Genomic DNA, 17,329 nt, shown 5'->3' on the forward strand with positions numbered 1-17,329 from the left:
TCTTCGATAGTCCAAGACAGCCCTTCACTGTCTCGATAGCTCAAAGATATATCTCTAACTATCGCTAGGCAAGAGTCGAGACAGAAAAAGCCCCCGTGTGCCATGACACACGGGGGCGGCGCCGGGGCCGGGGAGGGTCAGTACTCGACCGCGTAGGCCCCCAGCAGGCTCTTCACCTCACCGTTGAACTCCGGCGAGATGTTGACGGAGTAGCGGTCCAGTGCGTAGATGCGCGACTTGACCGGGTTGTCGACCCGGATCCGCACCGGGGTCTCCCCCTTGTGCGTGCCCAGCACCTGCTGCAGGTCCCCGACCATCTCGGGCGTGATGCGGTCCTCCGAGATGGTGAGGAGCACGGGCGGTTCGCCGTCCGAGACGTGGGAGATGTCCAGGATCGACATCTCGGAGGCGAACATCGACCACGAACCGTCGCGCTCATTGAGGCGCCCCTTGACGGTGATCGCGGTGTCCTCCCACAGCGCCTCGGAGTACAGCGGATACGTCTTGGGGAAGAACAGCACCTCCATCGAGGCGTCCAGGTCCTCCACCGTGCAGATCGCCCACTGGTTCCCGGCCTTGTTGACCCGCTTGTCCACACCGGAGATCAGCCCGGCGATCCGCACCTCACCGCGTTCGCGCGCCAGGTCGCCCCCCACGATCTGGGAGATGGAGTGCTCGCGCGACCGGGCCAGGATGCGTTCGGCCCCGGCCAGGGGGTGGCTGGACACGTACAGCCCCAGCATCTCGCGTTCGAACCCGAGCTTGGTCTTGCGGTCCCACTCCTCGTCGCCCCAGGCGATGTTGAGGCCGATGGGCGCCTCGTCCCCCCCGTCACCGCCGCCGAACAGGTCGAACTGCCCGTGTGCCTCCTGCTTCTTGGAGCTGATCATGCCCTCGACCGCGGTCTCGTGGTGGCGGTAGAGCTCCCGCCGGGGCTGGCCAAGCGAGTCGAACGCGCCGGCCTTGATCAGGGACTCGATCACACGCTTGTTGCACGCGGCAAGCTCGATCTTGGACAAGAAGTCGGTGAAGGAGGAGTACTTGCCCTTCTCGTCCCGCGTCTTCGTGATCGAGTTGACGACGTTGGTGCCCACGTTGCGCACCGCGCCCATGCCGAAGCGGATGTCGTTGCCCACCGGGGTGAAGCGCAGACCGGAGTCGTTGACGTCCGGCGGCAGCACCTTGATCCCCTGCGAGCGGCACTCGGAGAGGTAGACCGCCATCTTGTCCTTGTCACCCGAGACCGAGGTGAGCAGCGCCGCCATGTAGGCCGCCGGATAGTTGGCCTTGAGGTAGGCGGTCCAGTACGCGACGAGGGCGTATCCGGCCGCGTGCGACTTGTTGAACGCATAACCCGCGAAGGGCAGCATGACGTCCCACAGGGCCTGGACCGACTCGCGGGAGAAGCCCTTCTCCATCATGCCGGGGAAGAACTTGGCCTCCTCCTTCTCCAGGGCCTCGATCTTCTTCTTACCCATCGCCCGGCGCATGAGGTCGGCCCCGCCCAGCGTGTAACCGGCCAGCTGCTGGGCGATGGCCATGATCTGCTCCTGGTACACGATCAGGTGGAAGGTCTCACCCAGGATCGGGTCCAGCGCGTCGTACAGCTCGGGGTGGATCGCCGAGATCTCCTGGCGGCCGTTCGAGCGGTCGGCGTAGTCGTTGTGGGCGTTGGCCGCCATCGGCCCGGGCCGGTACAGCGAGATGACGGCGGTGATGTCACCGAAGCTCTTCGGTTCCATGCGGCGCAGGAGGTTGCGCATGGCACCGCCGTCGAGCTGGAACACACCCAGGGTGTCGCCGCGCGCGAGGAGCTTGTAGGCGTTCGGGTCGTCGAGCGGCACCTGGGACAGGTCCAGGTCGACCCCTTCGGCCTCCTTGATGCTCTTGATCGCGTCGTCGATGATCGTCAGGTTGCGCAGGCCCAGGAAGTCCATCTTGAGCAACCCCATGTCCTCGCACTGGGGATAGGGGAAGCCCGTGATGATGGCGCCGTCGGTGTCGCGCTTGTGCAGCGGGATCACGTCGAGCAGCGGGTCGCGGGACAGGATCACGCCGGCCGCGTGCACACCCGTTCCGCGCGTCAGGCCCTCGATACCGCGGGCGGTCTCCATGACCTGGGCGACCTGCTGGTCGTTGTCGATCAGGTTGCGCAGCTCGGCCGCCTCGCTGTAGCGGTCGTGCTCGTCGTTGAAGACCGCGTCCAGCGGGATCTCGTTGCCGCCGACCGGCGCCGGGAACGCCTTGGTGATCGTGTCGCCGGTGGAGTAGGGCATGCCCAGGATGCGGGTGGAGTCCTTCACCGCAGCCTTGGCCTTGATCGTGCCGAAGGTGAGGATCTGCGCGACACGCTCCTCGCCGTACAGGCGGGTGACGTACTCGATCATCTCCCCGCGACGGCGCTCGTCGAAGTCCAGGTCGATGTCGGGCATGGAGACGCGTTCGGGGTTGAGGAACCGCTCGAACAGCAGGCCGTGCTCCAGCGGGTCCAGGTCGGTGATGCCCAGCACGTAGGCGATCATCGAACCGGCCGCCGACCCGCGACCCGGGCCCAGGGCGATGCCGTTGCGGCGCGCGTACTGGCAGATGTCGGCCACGACCAGGAAGTAGGCCGGGAACCCCATCTCGTTGATGATGTTGAGCTCGTGCTGGACCCGGTGCCGGGCGTCCTCGGTGGGGCCGTCGGGGTAACGGTGGTGGAGGTTGCGTTCGACCTCCTTGGCGAGCCAGGAGGACTCGGTCTCCCCGTCCGGGATGGGGAAGGCCGGCATGAGGTCGCGGTGGGCGAAGACGTTGTCGTAGGCGTCCGGGGCGATGCGCTCGGCCACCTCGAGGGTGTTCATGCACCCGCGCGCCCACTCGTCGAAGTTGAGGATCGACCGCATCTCGTCGGCGGTCTTGAGGTAGTAACCCGACCCGTTGAACCGGAACCGCGAGGGGTCGTCCAGGTTCTTGCCGACACCGACGGCCAGCAGCGCGTCGTGCGCCGAGGACTGCGACTCGTACACGTAGTGGGAGTCGTTGGTGACCAGGGGCGGGATGTCGAGCTTCTTGCCCACCCGCAGCAGGCCGTCGCGCACCTGCTTCTCGATGTCCACGCCGTGGTCCATCAGCTCCAGGTACACGTTCTGCTTGCCGAAGATCTCCTGGAGCGTGCCGGCGTAGGCGACCGCCTCGTCCTCCTGGCCCAGCCGCAGCCGGGTCTGCACACCGCCGGACGGGCAGCCGGTCGAGACGATGACGCCCTCGCTGTGCTGCTGCATGAGCTCGAGGTCCATGCGGGGCTTCATGTAGTAGCCCTCCATGGACGCCAGCGAGCTCATCTTGAACAGGTTGCGCAGACCCGTCTCGTTCTCGGCCAGCATCGTCATGTGCAGGTAGCGGCCGCCGCCGGAGATGTCCTTGCCGCCCTCGGCCGAGGCGTCGTCGGACCCGCTGGCCCGGCCCCAGAAGACACGTTTCTTGTGGAAGCGCGATTCCGGTGCCACGTAGGCCTCGATGCCGATGATCGGCTTGACCCCGGTCCCCTGGGACTGCTGGAAGAACTCGTAGGCGCCGAACATGTTGCCGTGGTCGGTCATCGCCACCGCGGGCATGCCCAGCCGGGCCGCTTCCTGGTACAGCGGTTTGAGCTTGGCCGCCCCGTCGAGCATCGAGTACTCGGTGTGGACGTGCAGGTGAGCGAAGGAATCGGCCATGGCGCGGCTGCCCCCGGGAGGAATCGGTGAAGGAGTGGTGCGTGTAGACCTCCGAGCCTACGCCTTGCGCGGGGCCCCGCGTGTGCCTCCGGCCGAACCTGTGGACAACCGCGGCACGGATCACGCGGGGGCCGACCGCGGGTCCGTGTCCGGGCAGCGCCGCGTTCCAACAAAACAGACGTATGGGGTCGGAGCGTTCTCTACGCTTGGGCAGCGAAGCAGTGTGGGCCACGGACCGCGGGCGGATTCCCGTGCCTGCGGACACGCGACCGCGACCGGGAGGACCATCCCCCATGCACCCACGTTCCGGCGGCTCCGCGGCGACCCTCGTGCTGGCCTCCGCGGGGGTACGGTCGGCACCCTCGCGCGCGGCCCCGTCCTCGGTCCCGCCACCGCCGCCGGAGGGCACGGTGCGGTTCGCGACCTTCAACGCCGCGCTGAGCCGGCCGGAACCGGGCGCCCTCCTGGCCGACCTCGCCGCCCCCGGGAACCGGCAGGTCCGCAACGTCGCCGAGATCGTGCAACGGGTGCGCCCGGACGTGCTGCTGGTCAACGAGTTCGACCACGACCCCCACCGGCTGGGCCCGCGCCTGTTCCAGGACCACCACCTGGCCCGGGGCGTACGCGGGGCCCGCGGCATCGACTACCCGTACGTGTACACCGGCCCGGTCAACACCGGGGTCGCCTCCGGGGCCGACCTGGACGGCAACGGCAAGGTGGTGACACGGCCGGGGACCCTGGAGCACGCGGGGGACGCGTTCGGTTTCGGCCTGTTCCCGGGCCAGTACGGGATGGTGGTGTTCTCCCGGCTGCCGCTGCTGACCGACCGGGTGCGCACGTTCCGCCGGTTCCGTTGGGTGGACCTGCCCGGCGCCATGCTGCCCAACGACCCCGTCACCGGGCGCCCGTTCCACGACGCGGCGGCGCGTGAGGTGATGCGCCTGTCGTCCAAGGCGCACTGGGACATCCCGGTGGAGGCCGGGGGCAGGCGGCCGGTGCACCTGTTGGCCTCGCACCCGACCCCGCCGGCCTTCGACGGCCCCGAGCGGCGCAACGTGCTGCGCAACCACGACGAGATCCGGTTCTGGGTCGATTACCTGTCGGGGTCGGCCGGCCACATCTACGACGACGTGGGCGGCCGGGGCGGGCTGCCGCCGCGGGCGCCGTTCGTGGTGGCCGGCGACCTCAACGCCGACCCGGACGCCGGGGCGGGCCATCCGAAGGCGATCCGGCAGTTGTTGGAGCACCCCTCGGTACAGGACCCGGTGCCCTCGAGCCGGGGCGGTCTGGGAGCTGCGGCGCTGGACCCGTCGGCACCGGAGCCCGAGGGCCACCTGCGGGCCGATTACGTGCTGCCCAGCGACGACCTGCGGGTGCGCGGCTCGGGGGTGTTCTGGCCGGCCGCCGACGATCCGCTGTACCGGCTGACCGGCGACCGGCCGTTCCCCAGCTCTGACCACCGCCTGGTGTGGGTGGACGTGGACGTGCGCGGGTGAGGGCCGCGGGGCTCAGGTGTGCTCGCCGCGGGTGCCGTCCCGGGCTTCCTCCTGGGCGGCCGTGAGCCCGGTGGTGATGACGGCGTCCATGACGGTGGCCAGACGGTCGGCGCCCAGGCGGGGTGCGTGTTCGGCCATGCGCTCGACGAGGGCGCGTTCGCGTTCGGTGTCGCGGCCGGCGAAGTAACCGACGGGCTTGAGCCGCTGGACCTCGGCGGCCACGAGGGCCCGGCGTTCGAGGAGCTCGGCGAGTTCGGCGTCCATGCGGTCGATGCGTCCGCGCAGGTGGTGGATGCTCTCGGCGGGCGTGGTGCGGTCTGCGGCTCGGTGCACGGTGTCCTCCCTGTGGGCTGCTTGCGCGGCCGCCGGCCCTCGGGAATGTGCGCCGGGGCGTCGGCCGCCTGGAAAGCGAAAGAGCACCGGGTGGTACCCGATGCTCTGTTGCCGACGATCCCCGGTTGCGCTCACGCGTGAGCGGCCGACGGGACCGTCGGCCTGCTAAACACGTAAGCGCTGTGGTTCACGGGATGCATCCTAGCAGGGTGGCCGCGGCCGCCCTCACCCCTCGTCCATGGGGATGCGGATCATGAGCGCCTCGGCCTCGGCGGTGACCTGGCCGTGGGCGCGGATCTGCCCGGTGACGTAGACCTTGCGGCGCTCGGTGCTGCGGACCCGGGCGCTGATCTCCAGCGGGGTGAACAGCGGGGTGGGCTGCCGGTAGTTCACCTCGAGCTTGGCGGTCATGCCGGGGCTGGTCTCGACGGCGGAGGCGCTGCCGACGGCCTGGTCGAGCAGGGCGGCGATCCATCCGCCGTGCACGAGCCCGGGGGGACCCTGGTAGGTGGTGTTGAGGGTGACGGTGCCCTGCACGCCGCCCTCGACGTGCTCCAGGTCCAGGGGCGGTGCGGCGGGGTTGGTGGTCCCGGCGACGACGTTGGTGATGGTGCCGAACTCGTCGGTTCCGTCTCCCATGGTGCGGCGGACCATGGTTCCGACCTCGCGGCGGGCGGCGTTGAGCCTGTCGTTGAGGGCACGGACCGCGGCGTCGGCCTCGGCGAGGGTGGCGGAGTCGGCCTCGGTGTTGGAGACGGCGTCCACGAGGTTCCGGACGCCGTCGACGAGGGAGCGCAGTTCGTCGGGGATCTGGTCCTGCTCGACCACGGGCAGGCCGTAGGCGCGGGGGTCGGGGCGCTCGGCGACCGGCTGCGTGTTGACCGTCATGTGTTCCTCGTAGGGGTCGGTGGGTGCTGGTCGGGCTGGGGGCACCAACCACGAACCGAATCCTACTCGGTAGTATTCCGATCGCCCGTGCGCCACTCCTCACAAGGCGCGGAGACCCACGCCACCCTGTCCGAGGTCAGCGCAGGTCACGCTCCATGTGCAGGTGCGGGATCCCGGCGTCGAGGAACTCCTCGCCGTGCGCCGTGTAACCGAGCGCCTCGTAGAAACCCAGGGCCTGGGTCTGGGCGTGCAGCTCCACCGACCGCAGGCCGCGTTCGCGGGCGCGCTCCTCCACGGCGAGCACGAGGGCCTTGCCGGTGCCCGTGCCGCGTGCGCGGGGCAGGACGGCCAGGCGCCCCAGGAGCCCCACGCCCTCCTGCTCGACGACCATGCGGACGGTTCCCACGGGGACGCCGTCGTGCAGGGCGAGGAGGTGGTCGGCCTCGGTGTCGCGGAGGTCCCACTCCTCCTCCACGGGCACGTTCTGCTCGGCGACGAACACGGCGCCGCGGATGACGAAGACGGCCGCGAGGTCGTGCTCGCCCGCGGCCAGGCGGATCTGCTGGGACGTGGCGGCCCCGGCTTCGGAAAGGCTCATGCTCGCAGCCTAGAAGGTCCGCGGGGCGCCCGGTCCCACCAGGGACCCTCGGACGGCCGCCTCCTACCCTGGAGGTATGGACCTGCCGCAGCACGTGCACCCCGAGCTCGCCGAGCCGGGGCGCGAGCGTGCGCGTTACTGGCGGTTCCCCGGCCTGCCCGGGACCGAGCTGCTGACCGCCCGTTTCGTCACGACCTCGTTCACCCGGCACAGCCACGAGACCTACACCTTCGGCGTGATCACCGGGGGCGTGGAGGAGTGGTCGCACGCGCGCGGGCGTTCGCGGGTGGGCCCCGGCGGTCTCGCGGTGGTGGAACCGGGCGAGGTGCACACCGGCCATGCCGGGGTGCCCCAGGGGTGGGCCTACCGGGTCTTCTACCCGTCGGTGGAGGTGGTCTCGGGGATCGCCCGTGAACTGGGCATGCAGGGCACACCTGCGTTCACCGGGTCGGGGATCCACGCCCCGGCCGTCGCGCGCCTGCTGGCCAGGGCGCATCTGGAGGCGGAGGCCGGGGACACCCTGGCCGCCTCGTCGCTGACCCGGCAGGGCATCGCGCTGCTGCTGAGCGAGCACGGACGCGAGCGCACCCGCGAGGGCCGGGCGCACCGCGCGCGACCGGAGGTGGATCGGGCGCGGCAGGAGTTGGTCACGCGCCTGGTCGACCCGCCCTCGCTGGAGGAGCTGGCGGCGGCCACGGGGTTGTCACCGTTCGCGCTGACACGGGCGTTCCGGTCGGTGTACGGGCTACCGCCGCACGCCTACCTGAACCAGACGCGGGTGGGCCGGGCGCGGGAGCTGCTGCGTGCGGGGCGGCGGCCGGGCGAGGTGGCCGCCGAGGTGGGTTTCGCCGACCAGTCGCACCTGACGCGGCACTTCCGCCGGCACCTCGGGGTTCCGCCGGCCGCCTACCGCCGCGACGTCGCGGGGCCCTGACACCGGGCGCCCGGGAGGGTGCAAGAACGTTCAAGACCTGTGCCGGAGCGGCGTCCTAGCGTCGGTTCCCATGACAGTCTTCTCCGTTCTGAGGACACCGGCCGTGCGCGACAGCGTCGGGATCGGTGTGGCGGTGGGGGCCGCCGGGCTCGCGTTCGGCACCACCGCCGTGACCGCGGGCCTCTCCCCCGTGCAGGCCGTGTTCACGAGCCTGTTCGTCTTCACCGGGGCGTCCCAGTTCGCCCTGGTCGGGGTGGTCGCCGGGGGCGGCAGCCTCGTGGCGGGTGTCCTGGGCGCCCTGCTCCTCGGGGCGCGCAACACCCTGTACGGCCTGCGCCTGGCCGACGTGCTCGGATGGCACGGAGCGCGCCGGACGGTGGCCGCGCACGGGGTCATCGACGAGACGACGGCGGTGACCCTGGCCCAGCCGGACCGGGCCTCGGCCCGTCTGGCCTTCACGACGAGTTACACGGTCCTGGGCACGTTCTGGGTGGTGACCACTCTGGTGGGGGCGGCCGCCACCGACCGGGTGCACGACATCGACGCGCTGGGCCTGGACGTGGTCGGCCCGGCTGTGTTCCTGGGCCTGTTGTGGCCGCGTCTGCGGGAGGGCGGTCCGCGCGCCTGGCTGGTGTCAGGGTTGGGTGCGGGTGCGGCCCTCGCGGCGACCCCGTTCCTCCCTCCGGGGGTGCCCGTGCTGCTGGCGGCCTGTGCGGCGTGTGTGGCGCTGATCGGCCCCGCGCAGTCAGGTTCTCCGATCCCGGCCGACACGGAGTCCGGGGACGTGGGCCCCGGCGACGGTGAGGAGGCCCGCCGATGATGCTGTGGATCGCTCTGGTCGCCACGGCGGCCGGCTGTTACCTGCTCAAGTACGCCGGGTTGGCCGCGCCCCGGTCGGTGTTGGACAACCCGTGGGTGCAGCGGTTCGCCGTGGCCGTGCCGCTGGCGCTGCTGGCGGCCCTGGTCGCGGTGGAGGCGCTGGGCGACGGGCAGTCCCTGGTCTGGGACGGGGCCCGGATGGCGGGGCTGGGCGCGGCGGTGTGCGCGCTGGTGCTGCGGGCCCCGTTCCTGGTGGTGATCGTGGCGGCGGCCGCGACGACGGCGGGGCTGCGCGCGCTGGGGCTGGGCTGAACCACGGCTGTCCACAAGCGGCCTGCGGTGTTCTTGACCACCCCGGGCGGTGGTGCCAGAGTCGGCCGCACGAGCCCGGTCTCCCACCGGTGCGCGCCCGCCCCTCCACAAGAGGGCGCGGGCCCGCGAGTGGACCTTGCGACGATGGAAGGACCCGCCCATGGCCACCACCCCCTCCCCCACGACCACCGCAGCGCAGGCGGTCGTGGCGGTCCTGGCCGGCGCCGGAATCCGGCGCTGTTACACCGTTCCCGGCGAGAGTTTCCTGGAGTTGGCCGACGCGATCGACCGGCACGAGCACATGGACCTGGTCTCGACCCGGCACGAGAACGGCGCCGGGTTCATGGCCGAGGCCGAGGGCAAGCTGACCGGGGTCCCGGCGGTGGCGGCGGCCACGCGCGGGCCGGGCGCCTCCAACCTCGCGGTGGGGGTGCACACCGCCCACCAGGACTCCACCCCGATGATCGTGTTCCTGGGGCAGGCCGAGACCGACCGCTTGGGGCGCGAGGCCTTCCAGGAGGTGGACCTGACGGCGTTCTACGCGCCCATCACCAAGTGGTCGACGACCGTGCACCGGGCCGACCGGTTGGCCGAGGTGACGGCGGAGGCGGTGCGGGTGGCCACGAGCGGGCGGCCCGGGCCGGTGGCGATCGCGGTCCCGGGCGACCTGTTCGGCGAGCGGGTGCCCGTGCCCCCGGAGCGTTCAGGGTACGAGCCGCCACGCCCTCCGCTGTCCGAGCACGACCGGGACCGGTTGGCGACCTGGCTGACCCGGGCGGTGCGTCCGGTGATCGTGGCCGGCGGCGGGGCGCGCGGGGCGCGTGAGCAGCTGGTGCGGGTGGCCGAGCACTTCAGCACGGGCGTGTACTCGTCGTGGCGGCGCCAGGACGTCTTCCCCAACGACCACCCGCTCTACCTGGGCCACCTCGGGCTGGGCAGTGCCCCCTCGACCTTGGAGGCGCTGCGCGAGTCGGACGCGGTGCTGGTGGTGGGGTCGCGGTTGAGCGAGACGACCACGCAGGGGTACCGGCTTCCGGCCCCGGGGACGCGGGTCGCGCAGATCGACGCCGACCCCCGCCAGGTGGGGGCGGGGACCGACCTGTGGTTGGGCACGGTCGCCGACTCGGGCGAGGCGCTGTCCTCGCTGGCGGCCTCGCGGCTGCCCTCCTCGTTCCGGGACTGGAGCGCGGCGCGGCGGGTGTGGGTGGAGAGCACCCGGCCGCCGCGGTCGGTGGAGCAGCACACCGGCCCGGGCCTGCACCCGTGGAGTGTCATCGAGGGGATGCGCGAAACGCTGCCGGAGGAGACCCTGCTGACCAACGACGCCGGCAACTTCGCGGCGTTCCTGCACCGCGGCTGGTGGTACCGGGCCCCTGAGACGCAGTTGGCGCCCACGAGCGGGGCGATGGGGTACGCGGTTCCGGCGGCGGTGGCGGCGAAGCTGGCCCGGCCCGAGCGCACGGTGGTGGCGGTGGTCGGCGACGGCGGCGTGACCATGACCGGTCAGGAACTGGAGACCGCGGTGCGGGTGGGCGCCCCGATCACGGTGGTGGTGTTCCAGAACGGCCTGTACGGCACGATCGCGATGCACCAGGCGCGTGAGCTCGGGCGGATGGCGGGCACGAGCATCAGCGGCCCGTTGGACCTGGCCGGGTTCGCGCGCTCGCTGGGTGCGCGCGGGGCGACGGTGGACTCCCACGAGGGCTTGGTCAAGGCGTTGTCGGAGGCGGTGCAGGCCGAGGGGCCGACCCTGGTGGACGTGCGCACCGACCCCGATGTGATCAGCCCGTCGGCCACGCTGTCGGACCTCCTGCCGAGCTAGTTTCCCCCCGTTCCAGGGGCCCGGGCGCGCACGCTCGGGCCCTTTGTCGTGCATCGGCGCAGTTCAGGGAGGATTGCCCTTTAACCCACTTAATAAGTAGGGTTTATAGGGAATGGAACACGGGGCCGGACCCCACCGGACCCGCTCCCCGAAGGAGACCGCCATCCCGAAGCGACCTACCTCCCTGACCCACAGCACCGCGCTGGCACTCGCCCTCCTCCTCACCACCGCCGCGTGCTCCACCGAGGACGAAGGGCCCCGGCTCGGCCTCGACCAGCCCCTGCCCGAAGAGATCCCCGACGGCACGACCCTGGCCATCGGCGACCCCAAGACCCAGCGCGCCCTGGAACTGTCCGGCGAGATCGACGACCTGCCCTTCGAGGCCGAGTGGGCCAACATGGACGGCGGGCCGCAGACCACCGAGGCCTTCCGGGCCGACGCCCTGGACGTGGGCGCCGTTGCCGACATCCCGCCCCTGCATGCCCGCTGGACCGACCTGGACGTGCGCGTGATCGCGGCCGCCGAACGCCAGGACCCGCTCGACCATCCCCTCTACGAGATCGGCATCGCACCCGGCGCCGACGTCGACGAGCTCTCCGACATCGAAGGGCTCCGAGTCGCCTACAGCCCCGGCCAGGCCCAGGGCGCCCTGGTGCTGCGCCTGCTCGACTCGGTCGGGCTCGGCCAGGACGACGTGGAACTGGTGGAGATGACCAGCGTCGACGACACCTACGTGCAGACGCTGGGCAGCGACGAGGTCGACGTCGCCCCGCTCGGGGGTGTACAGATCCGCCGCTACGAAGAGCTCTACGGCCAGGACGGCGGAACCACGCTCCAGCACGGCCTGCGCGACGACCCCTGGCACCTGTACGCACCCGAGGAGGTCCTGGAGGATCCGGCCAAGGCCGCGGCCCTGCACGCCCTCGTTCAGGCCTGGGCCCGGTCGACGCAGTGGATCAGCGAGAACCCCGGGGAATGGGCGCAAGGTTACTACGTCGAGCACGAGGGCCTGAGCGCCGACGACGCCGCCTACCTGGTCGAACGCGACGGGCAGGCGGTCGTTCCCACCGACTGGGACGACACCATCGAGCGCCACCAGCAAACCGCCGACCTGCTCTCCCGCGAACAGGACTGGCCCGAGGTCGACGTGCGCGAGGACGTCTACGACCTGCGGTACGAATCGGCCGCGTCCGAGGCCCTGGGCGGTGACCGGTGAGCGCGCCGGCGGCCGGGACCGCAGGCCCGGACGTCCTGCCCCCGCGCTCCGCCCGCGGACGCCGCCTGGGGCCGGGGCCGCGCGTGCCCGGGCTGCTCGCCCTGGGCCCGTTGCTGCTGCTGGCCGTGTGGTTCCTGGGTTCGGCCACCGGGTTCATCGACGAACGCACCCTGTCCGCGCCCTGGACCGTGGTCGCCACCGCAGGGGACCTCGTCGCCGACGGAACCCTGCCCGACCACCTCGCCGCGTCCGCGCAACGCGCCCTGCTCGGCCTGGTGTCGGGGATCGCGGTCGGCCTGGCCCTCGCGCTCGTCTCCGGGCTGAGCCGCCTGGGCGAGGGCGTGGTCGACGGCCCGATGCACGTCAACCGCGCCGTGCCCAACCTGGCGCTGCTGCCGCTGCTCATTCTGTGGTTCGGCATCGGTGAAGAGATGAAGGTCATCACCATCGCCCTGGCCGTGGTCGTGCCGATCTACGTGCACACCCACAACGGGCTGCGGGCCATCGACCGGCGCTACGTGGAACTGGCCGAGACCCTCGGCACGTCGCGGACGGCCTTCCTCGCGCGTGTGGTGCTGCCCGGGGCCCTGCCCGGTTTCCTGCTGGGGCTGCGTTTCGCCGTGACCGCGGCCTGGCTGTCCCTGGTCGTGGTGGAGCAGGTCAACGCCACCAGCGGCCTCGGCTACATGATGACGCTCGCCGGGACCTACGGACAGACCGACGTCATCGTCGTCGGCCTGGTCGTCTACGCGGTCCTGGGCCTGCTCATGGACGGACTCGTACGACTCGTGCAGAGGAGGGCGCTGGCATGGCGCCGGACACTGGAGGACTGACCCTCGACACCGCCCCGAAGCCGTCCCCCGCGGCCGATGCCTCCCCCGGCGACGGGCCCGCGGTACGGGTCCGCGGGCTGACGCGCGGCTTCGGTGGCCGTGTCGTCCTGGACGGGATCGACCTCGACATCCGCCGGGGCGAGTTCGTGGCCCTGCTGGGACGCAGCGGCTCGGGCAAGAGCACCCTGCTGCGCGCCGTGGCCGGGCTCGACCACGGCGTCGCGGGCCGCGGAAGTATGGACACACCCGAGCACGTGTCCATGGTCTTCCAGGACTCCCGGCTCCTGCCGTGGCAGCGGGTCCTGGCCAACGTCGTGCTCTCCCTGCCCGGGCCGAACGCAAGGGAACGCGGCCGGGCGGCACTGGCCGAGGCCGGTCTGGAGGGGCGCGAGCGCGCCTGGCCCCACGAGCTCTCCGGCGGTGAGCAGCAGCGCGCCGCGCTGGCCCGCTCGCTGGTGCGCGAACCCGAGCTGTTGCTGGCCGACGAGCCCTTCGGCGCCCTGGACGCCCTCACCCGGATGCGCATGCAGGCGCTGCTGCTGCGCCTGGTGGAGGCCCACCGCCCTGCCGTCCTTCTGGTCACGCACAGCGTCGACGAGGCCATCACCCTGGCCGACCGGGTCGTGGTGCTGGCCGACGGGACCGTGGGCGCCGACGTGCCCGTGGACCTGTCCGGTCCCCGCGAGAGCGCCTCCCCCGCCTTCGCGGACCTGCGCCGCCGGCTGCTGTCCGAACTCGGTGTCACCGACGCCCCCGACGAGGAGGCCCCCGCATGAGCGAACCCGCCCCCCGACAGCTGCACCTGAACCTGTTCATCTACCCCGGAGGCCACCACGAGGCGGCCTGGCGCCACCCCGACACCCCGCGGGACCGCCTACTGGACCTGGGCTTCTACCAGGACCTGGCCCGCCGGGCCGAGGACGCGGCCTTCGACGCCGTCTTCCTCGCCGACGGGCCCTCCCTTGCGGCCAACGTGCGCTACGCGTCCCGGTTCCGGTTGGAGCCCTTCACCTTCCTGTCCGGGCTGGCCGCGGTGACCGAACGCATCGGCCTGGTGGCCACCGCCTCGACCACCTACACCGAGCCGTACAACCTCGCCCGCCTGTTCGCCTCCCTCGACCACCTGAGCGGGGGCCGGGCGGGCTGGAACATCGTCACCACCGGCGACCCGGGCGCGGCCGCCAACTTCGGTCTCGACAGCCACCCCGTGCACGCCGAGCGGTACGCCCGCGCGCACGAGTTCGTCGACGTGGTCACTGCCCTGTGGGACAGCTGGGAGGACGGTGCGCTGGTCGCCGACCCGGGCACGGGCGTCTTCGCCGACACCGACCTCATCCACCCGATCGGGCACAGCGGGGAGCACTTCGACGTGGCCGGGCCGCTCAACGTCCCGCGCTCGCCCCAGGGCCGGCCGGTCTACGTGCAGGCCGGGTCCTCCCAGGACGGGCGGGCCTTCGCGGCGCGGCACGCGGAGGCGGTCTTCACCGCCCACCAGACCCTGGCCGACGCGCAGGCCTTCTACACCGACATCCGGGAACGGGCCCGTGCGCTGGGACGGGACCCCGACCACGTCAAGGTCCTGCCGGGGATCAGTCCGTTCGTGGGCTCCACCGAGCGTGAGGCCCGGGAGCTGGAGGAACGCTTCAACGCGCTGACCCAGCCCGAGTACTCCCTGGGCCAGCTGGAACGCATGACCGGGCTGGACCTGGCCGGGCACGACCTCGACGCGCCCTTCCCCGCCCACCTGATCGGGCCGGAGCAGCGCGCCGACGCCCGCAGCCGCCTCCAGGTGGTGCTGGGCATCGTCGACCGCGAGCGCCCCACCCTGCGCGGGCTGCTGCACCGGCTGGCGGGGGCGCGCGGCCACCACGTTCTCGCGGGAACACCCGAGCGGATCGCGGACACGATCCAGACGTGGTTCGAGCAGGGCGCGGCCGACGGGTTCAACGTGATGCCGCCCCACCTGCCCGGCGGCTTCGACGCCTTCGTGGACCACGTGGTGCCCCTGCTGCGCGACCGGGGGTTGTTCCGGGAGAAGTACACGGGCACGACCCTGCGCGAGCACTACGGTCTCCCCCGCCCGGACAGCGGTTCTGCCCCGCCGGTGGCCCAGGACCGCGCGATCCTGGGCCACGTGCACCCCTGACACGGCCCCGGACCGACAGAAATGGGCCCCGGACGATCGTTCGTCCGGGGCCCGCTGCGGCGCGGAGGCGTTGATGTCGGAGGAGGGCGTGCCCTCCCGACGCGTCAGTCCTCGCGGAGCTGGTCGACGGCCTGCGCGAGGTCGTCGGGGTAGGGGCTGGAGAATTCGACCGGGCGTCCCTCGGTGGGGTGGTCGAAGCCCAACCGCACCGCGTGCAGCCACTGGCGCTTCACCCCGAGGCGCTCGGCCAGCGTGGGGTCGGCCCCGTAGAGCATGTCGCCCACGCACGGGTGACGCAGCGCGGCCATGTGCACGCGGATCTGGTGCGTGCGCCCGGTCTCGAGCTTGACCTCCAGCAGGCTCGCGGCCCGGAAGGCCTCCTCGGTGTCGTAGTGCGTCACCGATTCCCGCCCGCCGCTGACCACGGCCCAGCGCCCGTCGCCGGCGGGGTGGCGCCCGATGGGGGCGTCCACGGTGCCGCGGAGCGGGTCGGGGTGGCCCTGGACCAGTGTGTGGTAACGCTTGTCGACCGTGCGCTCCTTGAAGGCGCGCTTGAGGACGCTGTAGGCGAGCTCGCTCTTGGCCACGACCATCAGGCCGGTGGTGTTGGCGTCCAGCCGGTGCACGATGCCCTGGCGTTCGGCGGCGCCGCTCGTGGCCAGCTGCACACCGGACGCCAGGAGCCCTTCCAGGACACTGGGCCCGGTCCAGCCGACCGTGGGGTGGGCGACGACACCGATGGGCTTGTCCACCACGATGATGTCGGTGTCCTCGTGCACGATCGTCATGCCCGGGACGGCCTCGGCCCGCGGGACCGGGGCGCTGGGCGGCGGCGGGAGCGTGATCTGGAGCCAGGCGCCGGCCTGGACACGGTCGGACTTGCCGGCCTCGGAACCGTCGACGAACACGTCGCCTGCGGTGATGATCTCGGCCGCCCGGGTGCGCGAGAGCCCGAACATGCGGGCGATCGCAGCGTCGAGCCGGTCGCCCTCCAGGCCGTCGGGCACGGGCAGGCTGCGGGTGTCGCTCACTGGGCCCTCCCCTCACCGGTTCCGTCGCCGGGCTCGCCGCGCTCGGCGTCGTCCTCGGCACCGTCACCGGTGTCGTCGTCGTTGCGGTGCTCGACCTGCTCGGGTCGGGCGGCAGCGGCGGTCGCGCCGTCCTTGCCCTCCTCCGAGGCGAGGGTGCCGTCCAGGTTGATGCCCTTGAAGGTCAGCACCACCACCAGGAACGCACCGACCACCACGCAGGAGTCCGCGACGTTGAACACGGGCCAGTTCGGCACGCTGATGAAGTCGACGACGGCGCCCTCGAAGGGGCCCGGCGGGCGGAAGAACCGGTCGACGAGGTTGCCGGCGGCGCCGCCCATCATCAGGCCGAGAGTCACACCCCACCACACGCTGCGCACGCGCCACCCGATGTAGCCGATGCCCAGCACGACGACGGTGGAGATGACGGTGAACACCCACGTGTAACCGGTGCCCAACGAAAAAGCGGCCCCGGTGTTGAACACCAGGGTGAACTGGAGGAAGCTGCCGATCACGTCGACGAACTCACCACGGCTGAGGGCGGACAGCGCCCATTCCTTGGTGAGGAAGTCGACGACGAGCGCGGTGAGGGCCACCCCCGCGAGCAGTACGTACCTGCGGGGTCTCCCGGAAGCCTCTTCGTTGGTGGTCATGTTGTTGTCCCCGGAGGGCTCTACCTCAGTCAGCGACGCTCCTCGCGCTGTTTGCAGGTGACGCACAGGGTGGCGCGGGGGAACGCCTGAAGGCGGGCCTTCCCGATCGCCTGGCCGCACGACTCGCAGACCCCGTAGGTTCCCGCGTCCATCCGTTCGATCGCCTTCTCGCTCTGCGCGAGCAGGTCACGAGTATTGTAGGCCAACGCCAGATCGTGCTCGCGCTGGAAGGCCTTGGCCCCGGTGTCCGCGGTGTCGTCCCCCGCGCCCTCGACGGGGTCGGTGAGGCGTTCGGTGAGTTCGCTCTCGTTCTGCGCCAGTTCCTCGCGCTGGGAGGCGATCTCCGCCTCGAGCTGGTGGCGCACCTCGGCGAGCTCCTCGGACGTCCAGGGGTCCTCGCCGGGTCGCACCGGAAGGTCTGCGGCTTCGGTGGCCTTCATGGTGGGTTCCTTCCCCGTCGGTTCGCGGACCGGTTCCCTCCCCGCCTCGCGGTGGGTCCCCCGGGGAGTCGGCCCGACTGGTGCGGCGAAGCCTAGGCAAAGAACGGACACGA

At 71.6% G+C, this 17,329-nt stretch carries 16 protein-coding genes; 9 read left to right on the forward strand and 7 right to left on the reverse strand.

What is annotated here, in order from left to right:
- Window positions 1–137 precede the first annotated feature (137 nt).
- Window positions 138–3,698: a DNA polymerase III subunit alpha gene (gene dnaE / locus IDM40_RS01230; protein ID WP_193119980.1), complete on the reverse strand. Its 3,561-nt coding sequence runs from the start codon at window positions 3,696–3,698 to the stop codon at window positions 138–140.
- Between the two features lie 293 nt (window positions 3,699–3,991).
- Between dnaE and IDM40_RS01235 the strand changes: the two genes are divergently transcribed.
- The gene (locus tag IDM40_RS01235) at window positions 3,992–5,194 is read left to right on the forward strand and encodes an endonuclease/exonuclease/phosphatase family protein (RefSeq protein ID WP_193119981.1); all 1,203 of its coding nucleotides are present in this window, start codon (window positions 3,992–3,994) and stop codon (window positions 5,192–5,194) included.
- Between the two features lie 12 nt (window positions 5,195–5,206).
- Here IDM40_RS01235 and IDM40_RS01240 read toward each other — a convergent pair whose 3' ends face one another.
- From IDM40_RS01240 to IDM40_RS01250, 3 genes are all read right to left on the reverse strand, one after another.
- A complete protein-coding gene (locus IDM40_RS01240; RefSeq protein ID WP_193119982.1) occupies window positions 5,207–5,527 on the reverse strand; it encodes a chorismate mutase in 321 nt (106 codons plus the stop codon).
- Between the two features lie 225 nt (window positions 5,528–5,752).
- The gene (locus IDM40_RS01245) at window positions 5,753–6,415 is read right to left on the reverse strand and encodes a PaaI family thioesterase (protein WP_193119983.1); all 663 of its coding nucleotides are present in this window, start codon (window positions 6,413–6,415) and stop codon (window positions 5,753–5,755) included.
- Window positions 6,416–6,551: 136 nt separating this feature from the next.
- The gene (locus IDM40_RS01250; protein ID WP_193119984.1) at window positions 6,552–7,013 is read right to left on the reverse strand and encodes a GNAT family N-acetyltransferase; all 462 of its coding nucleotides are present in this window, start codon (window positions 7,011–7,013) and stop codon (window positions 6,552–6,554) included.
- Window positions 7,014–7,089: 76 nt separating this feature from the next.
- On the opposite strand from IDM40_RS01250, the gene IDM40_RS01255 reads away from it, so the two are divergent.
- The 8 genes from IDM40_RS01255 to IDM40_RS01290 all read left to right on the forward strand — a co-directional run bounded on the left by IDM40_RS01255 (window position 7,090) and on the right by IDM40_RS01290 (window position 15,095).
- Entirely contained in the window at window positions 7,090–7,947 is an 858-nt protein-coding gene (locus IDM40_RS01255) for a helix-turn-helix transcriptional regulator (RefSeq protein WP_193119985.1), read from the forward strand.
- 70 nt (window positions 7,948–8,017) lie between these two features.
- The gene (locus IDM40_RS01260; RefSeq protein ID WP_193119986.1) at window positions 8,018–8,767 is read left to right on the forward strand and encodes an AzlC family ABC transporter permease; all 750 of its coding nucleotides are present in this window, start codon (window positions 8,018–8,020) and stop codon (window positions 8,765–8,767) included.
- A complete protein-coding gene (locus IDM40_RS01265; protein ID WP_193119987.1) occupies window positions 8,764–9,078 on the forward strand; it encodes an AzlD domain-containing protein in 315 nt (104 codons plus the stop codon). The genes IDM40_RS01260 and IDM40_RS01265 overlap by 4 nt, the downstream gene beginning before the upstream one ends.
- 160 nt (window positions 9,079–9,238) lie before the next feature.
- Window positions 9,239–10,900, forward strand: coding sequence for a thiamine pyrophosphate-dependent enzyme (locus IDM40_RS01270; RefSeq protein ID WP_193119988.1), 1,662 nt, complete (start codon window positions 9,239–9,241; stop codon window positions 10,898–10,900).
- A 112-nt stretch (window positions 10,901–11,012) separates the two neighbouring features.
- The gene (locus IDM40_RS01275; protein WP_235997186.1) at window positions 11,013–12,116 is read left to right on the forward strand and encodes an ABC transporter substrate-binding protein; all 1,104 of its coding nucleotides are present in this window, start codon (window positions 11,013–11,015) and stop codon (window positions 12,114–12,116) included.
- A complete protein-coding gene (locus IDM40_RS01280; RefSeq protein WP_193119989.1) occupies window positions 12,113–12,949 on the forward strand; it encodes an ABC transporter permease in 837 nt (278 codons plus the stop codon). The genes IDM40_RS01275 and IDM40_RS01280 overlap by 4 nt, the downstream gene beginning before the upstream one ends.
- Window positions 12,925–13,725, forward strand: a complete 801-nt coding sequence (locus IDM40_RS01285; protein WP_193119990.1) for an ABC transporter ATP-binding protein — start codon at window positions 12,925–12,927, stop codon at window positions 13,723–13,725. Before IDM40_RS01280 ends, IDM40_RS01285 begins: the two co-directional genes overlap by 25 nt.
- Window positions 13,722–15,095 (forward strand): LLM class flavin-dependent oxidoreductase, encoded by a 1,374-nt coding sequence (locus IDM40_RS01290; protein ID WP_193119991.1) that lies wholly within the window; start codon window positions 13,722–13,724, stop codon window positions 15,093–15,095. The genes IDM40_RS01285 and IDM40_RS01290 overlap by 4 nt, the downstream gene beginning before the upstream one ends.
- 104 nt (window positions 15,096–15,199) lie before the next feature.
- Here IDM40_RS01290 and IDM40_RS01295 read toward each other — a convergent pair whose 3' ends face one another.
- The 3 genes from IDM40_RS01295 to IDM40_RS01305 are packed head-to-tail and all read right to left on the reverse strand — an operon-like array spanning window position 15,200 to window position 17,216.
- Window positions 15,200–16,126 carry an RluA family pseudouridine synthase gene (locus IDM40_RS01295; protein WP_193119992.1) on the reverse strand — a complete coding sequence of 309 codons (927 nt, stop codon included), beginning with the start codon at window positions 16,124–16,126 and terminating at the stop codon, window positions 15,200–15,202.
- The gene (gene lspA, locus IDM40_RS01300; protein ID WP_193119993.1) at window positions 16,123–16,776 is read right to left on the reverse strand and encodes a signal peptidase II; all 654 of its coding nucleotides are present in this window, start codon (window positions 16,774–16,776) and stop codon (window positions 16,123–16,125) included. The genes IDM40_RS01295 and lspA overlap by 4 nt, the downstream gene beginning before the upstream one ends.
- 29 nt (window positions 16,777–16,805) lie before the next feature.
- Window positions 16,806–17,216 (reverse strand): TraR/DksA family transcriptional regulator, encoded by a 411-nt coding sequence (locus IDM40_RS01305; protein ID WP_193119994.1) that lies wholly within the window; start codon window positions 17,214–17,216, stop codon window positions 16,806–16,808.
- Window positions 17,217–17,329 lie beyond the last annotated feature (113 nt).

This window comes from Nocardiopsis coralli (genome assembly GCF_014892575.1).
Taxonomy (GTDB): Bacteria; Actinomycetota; Actinomycetes; order Streptosporangiales; family Streptosporangiaceae; genus Nocardiopsis; species Nocardiopsis coralli.

Bases quoted from the DNA above. Each gene is read 5' to 3' on its own strand.
- dnaE (WP_193119980.1), bottom strand. From the start codon at position 3,698: ATGGCCGATTCCTTCGCTCACCTGCACGTCCACACCGAGTACTCGATG.
- IDM40_RS01235 (WP_193119981.1), top strand. From the start codon at position 3,992: ATGCACCCACGTTCCGGCGGCTCCGCGGCGACCCTCGTGCTGGCCTCC.
- IDM40_RS01245 (WP_193119983.1), bottom strand. From the start codon at position 6,415: ATGACGGTCAACACGCAGCCGGTCGCCGAGCGCCCCGACCCCCGCGCC.
- IDM40_RS01250 (WP_193119984.1), bottom strand. From the start codon at position 7,013: ATGAGCCTTTCCGAAGCCGGGGCCGCCACGTCCCAGCAGATCCGCCTG.
- IDM40_RS01255 (WP_193119985.1), top strand. From the start codon at position 7,090: ATGGACCTGCCGCAGCACGTGCACCCCGAGCTCGCCGAGCCGGGGCGC.
- IDM40_RS01260 (WP_193119986.1), top strand. From the start codon at position 8,018: ATGACAGTCTTCTCCGTTCTGAGGACACCGGCCGTGCGCGACAGCGTC.
- IDM40_RS01265 (WP_193119987.1), top strand. From the start codon at position 8,764: ATGATGCTGTGGATCGCTCTGGTCGCCACGGCGGCCGGCTGTTACCTG.
- IDM40_RS01270 (WP_193119988.1), top strand. From the start codon at position 9,239: ATGGCCACCACCCCCTCCCCCACGACCACCGCAGCGCAGGCGGTCGTG.
- IDM40_RS01275 (WP_235997186.1), top strand. From the start codon at position 11,013: ATGGAACACGGGGCCGGACCCCACCGGACCCGCTCCCCGAAGGAGACC.
- IDM40_RS01285 (WP_193119990.1), top strand. From the start codon at position 12,925: ATGGCGCCGGACACTGGAGGACTGACCCTCGACACCGCCCCGAAGCCG.
- IDM40_RS01290 (WP_193119991.1), top strand. From the start codon at position 13,722: ATGAGCGAACCCGCCCCCCGACAGCTGCACCTGAACCTGTTCATCTAC.
- lspA (WP_193119993.1), bottom strand. From the start codon at position 16,776: ATGACCACCAACGAAGAGGCTTCCGGGAGACCCCGCAGGTACGTACTG.
- IDM40_RS01305 (WP_193119994.1), bottom strand. From the start codon at position 17,216: ATGAAGGCCACCGAAGCCGCAGACCTTCCGGTGCGACCCGGCGAGGAC.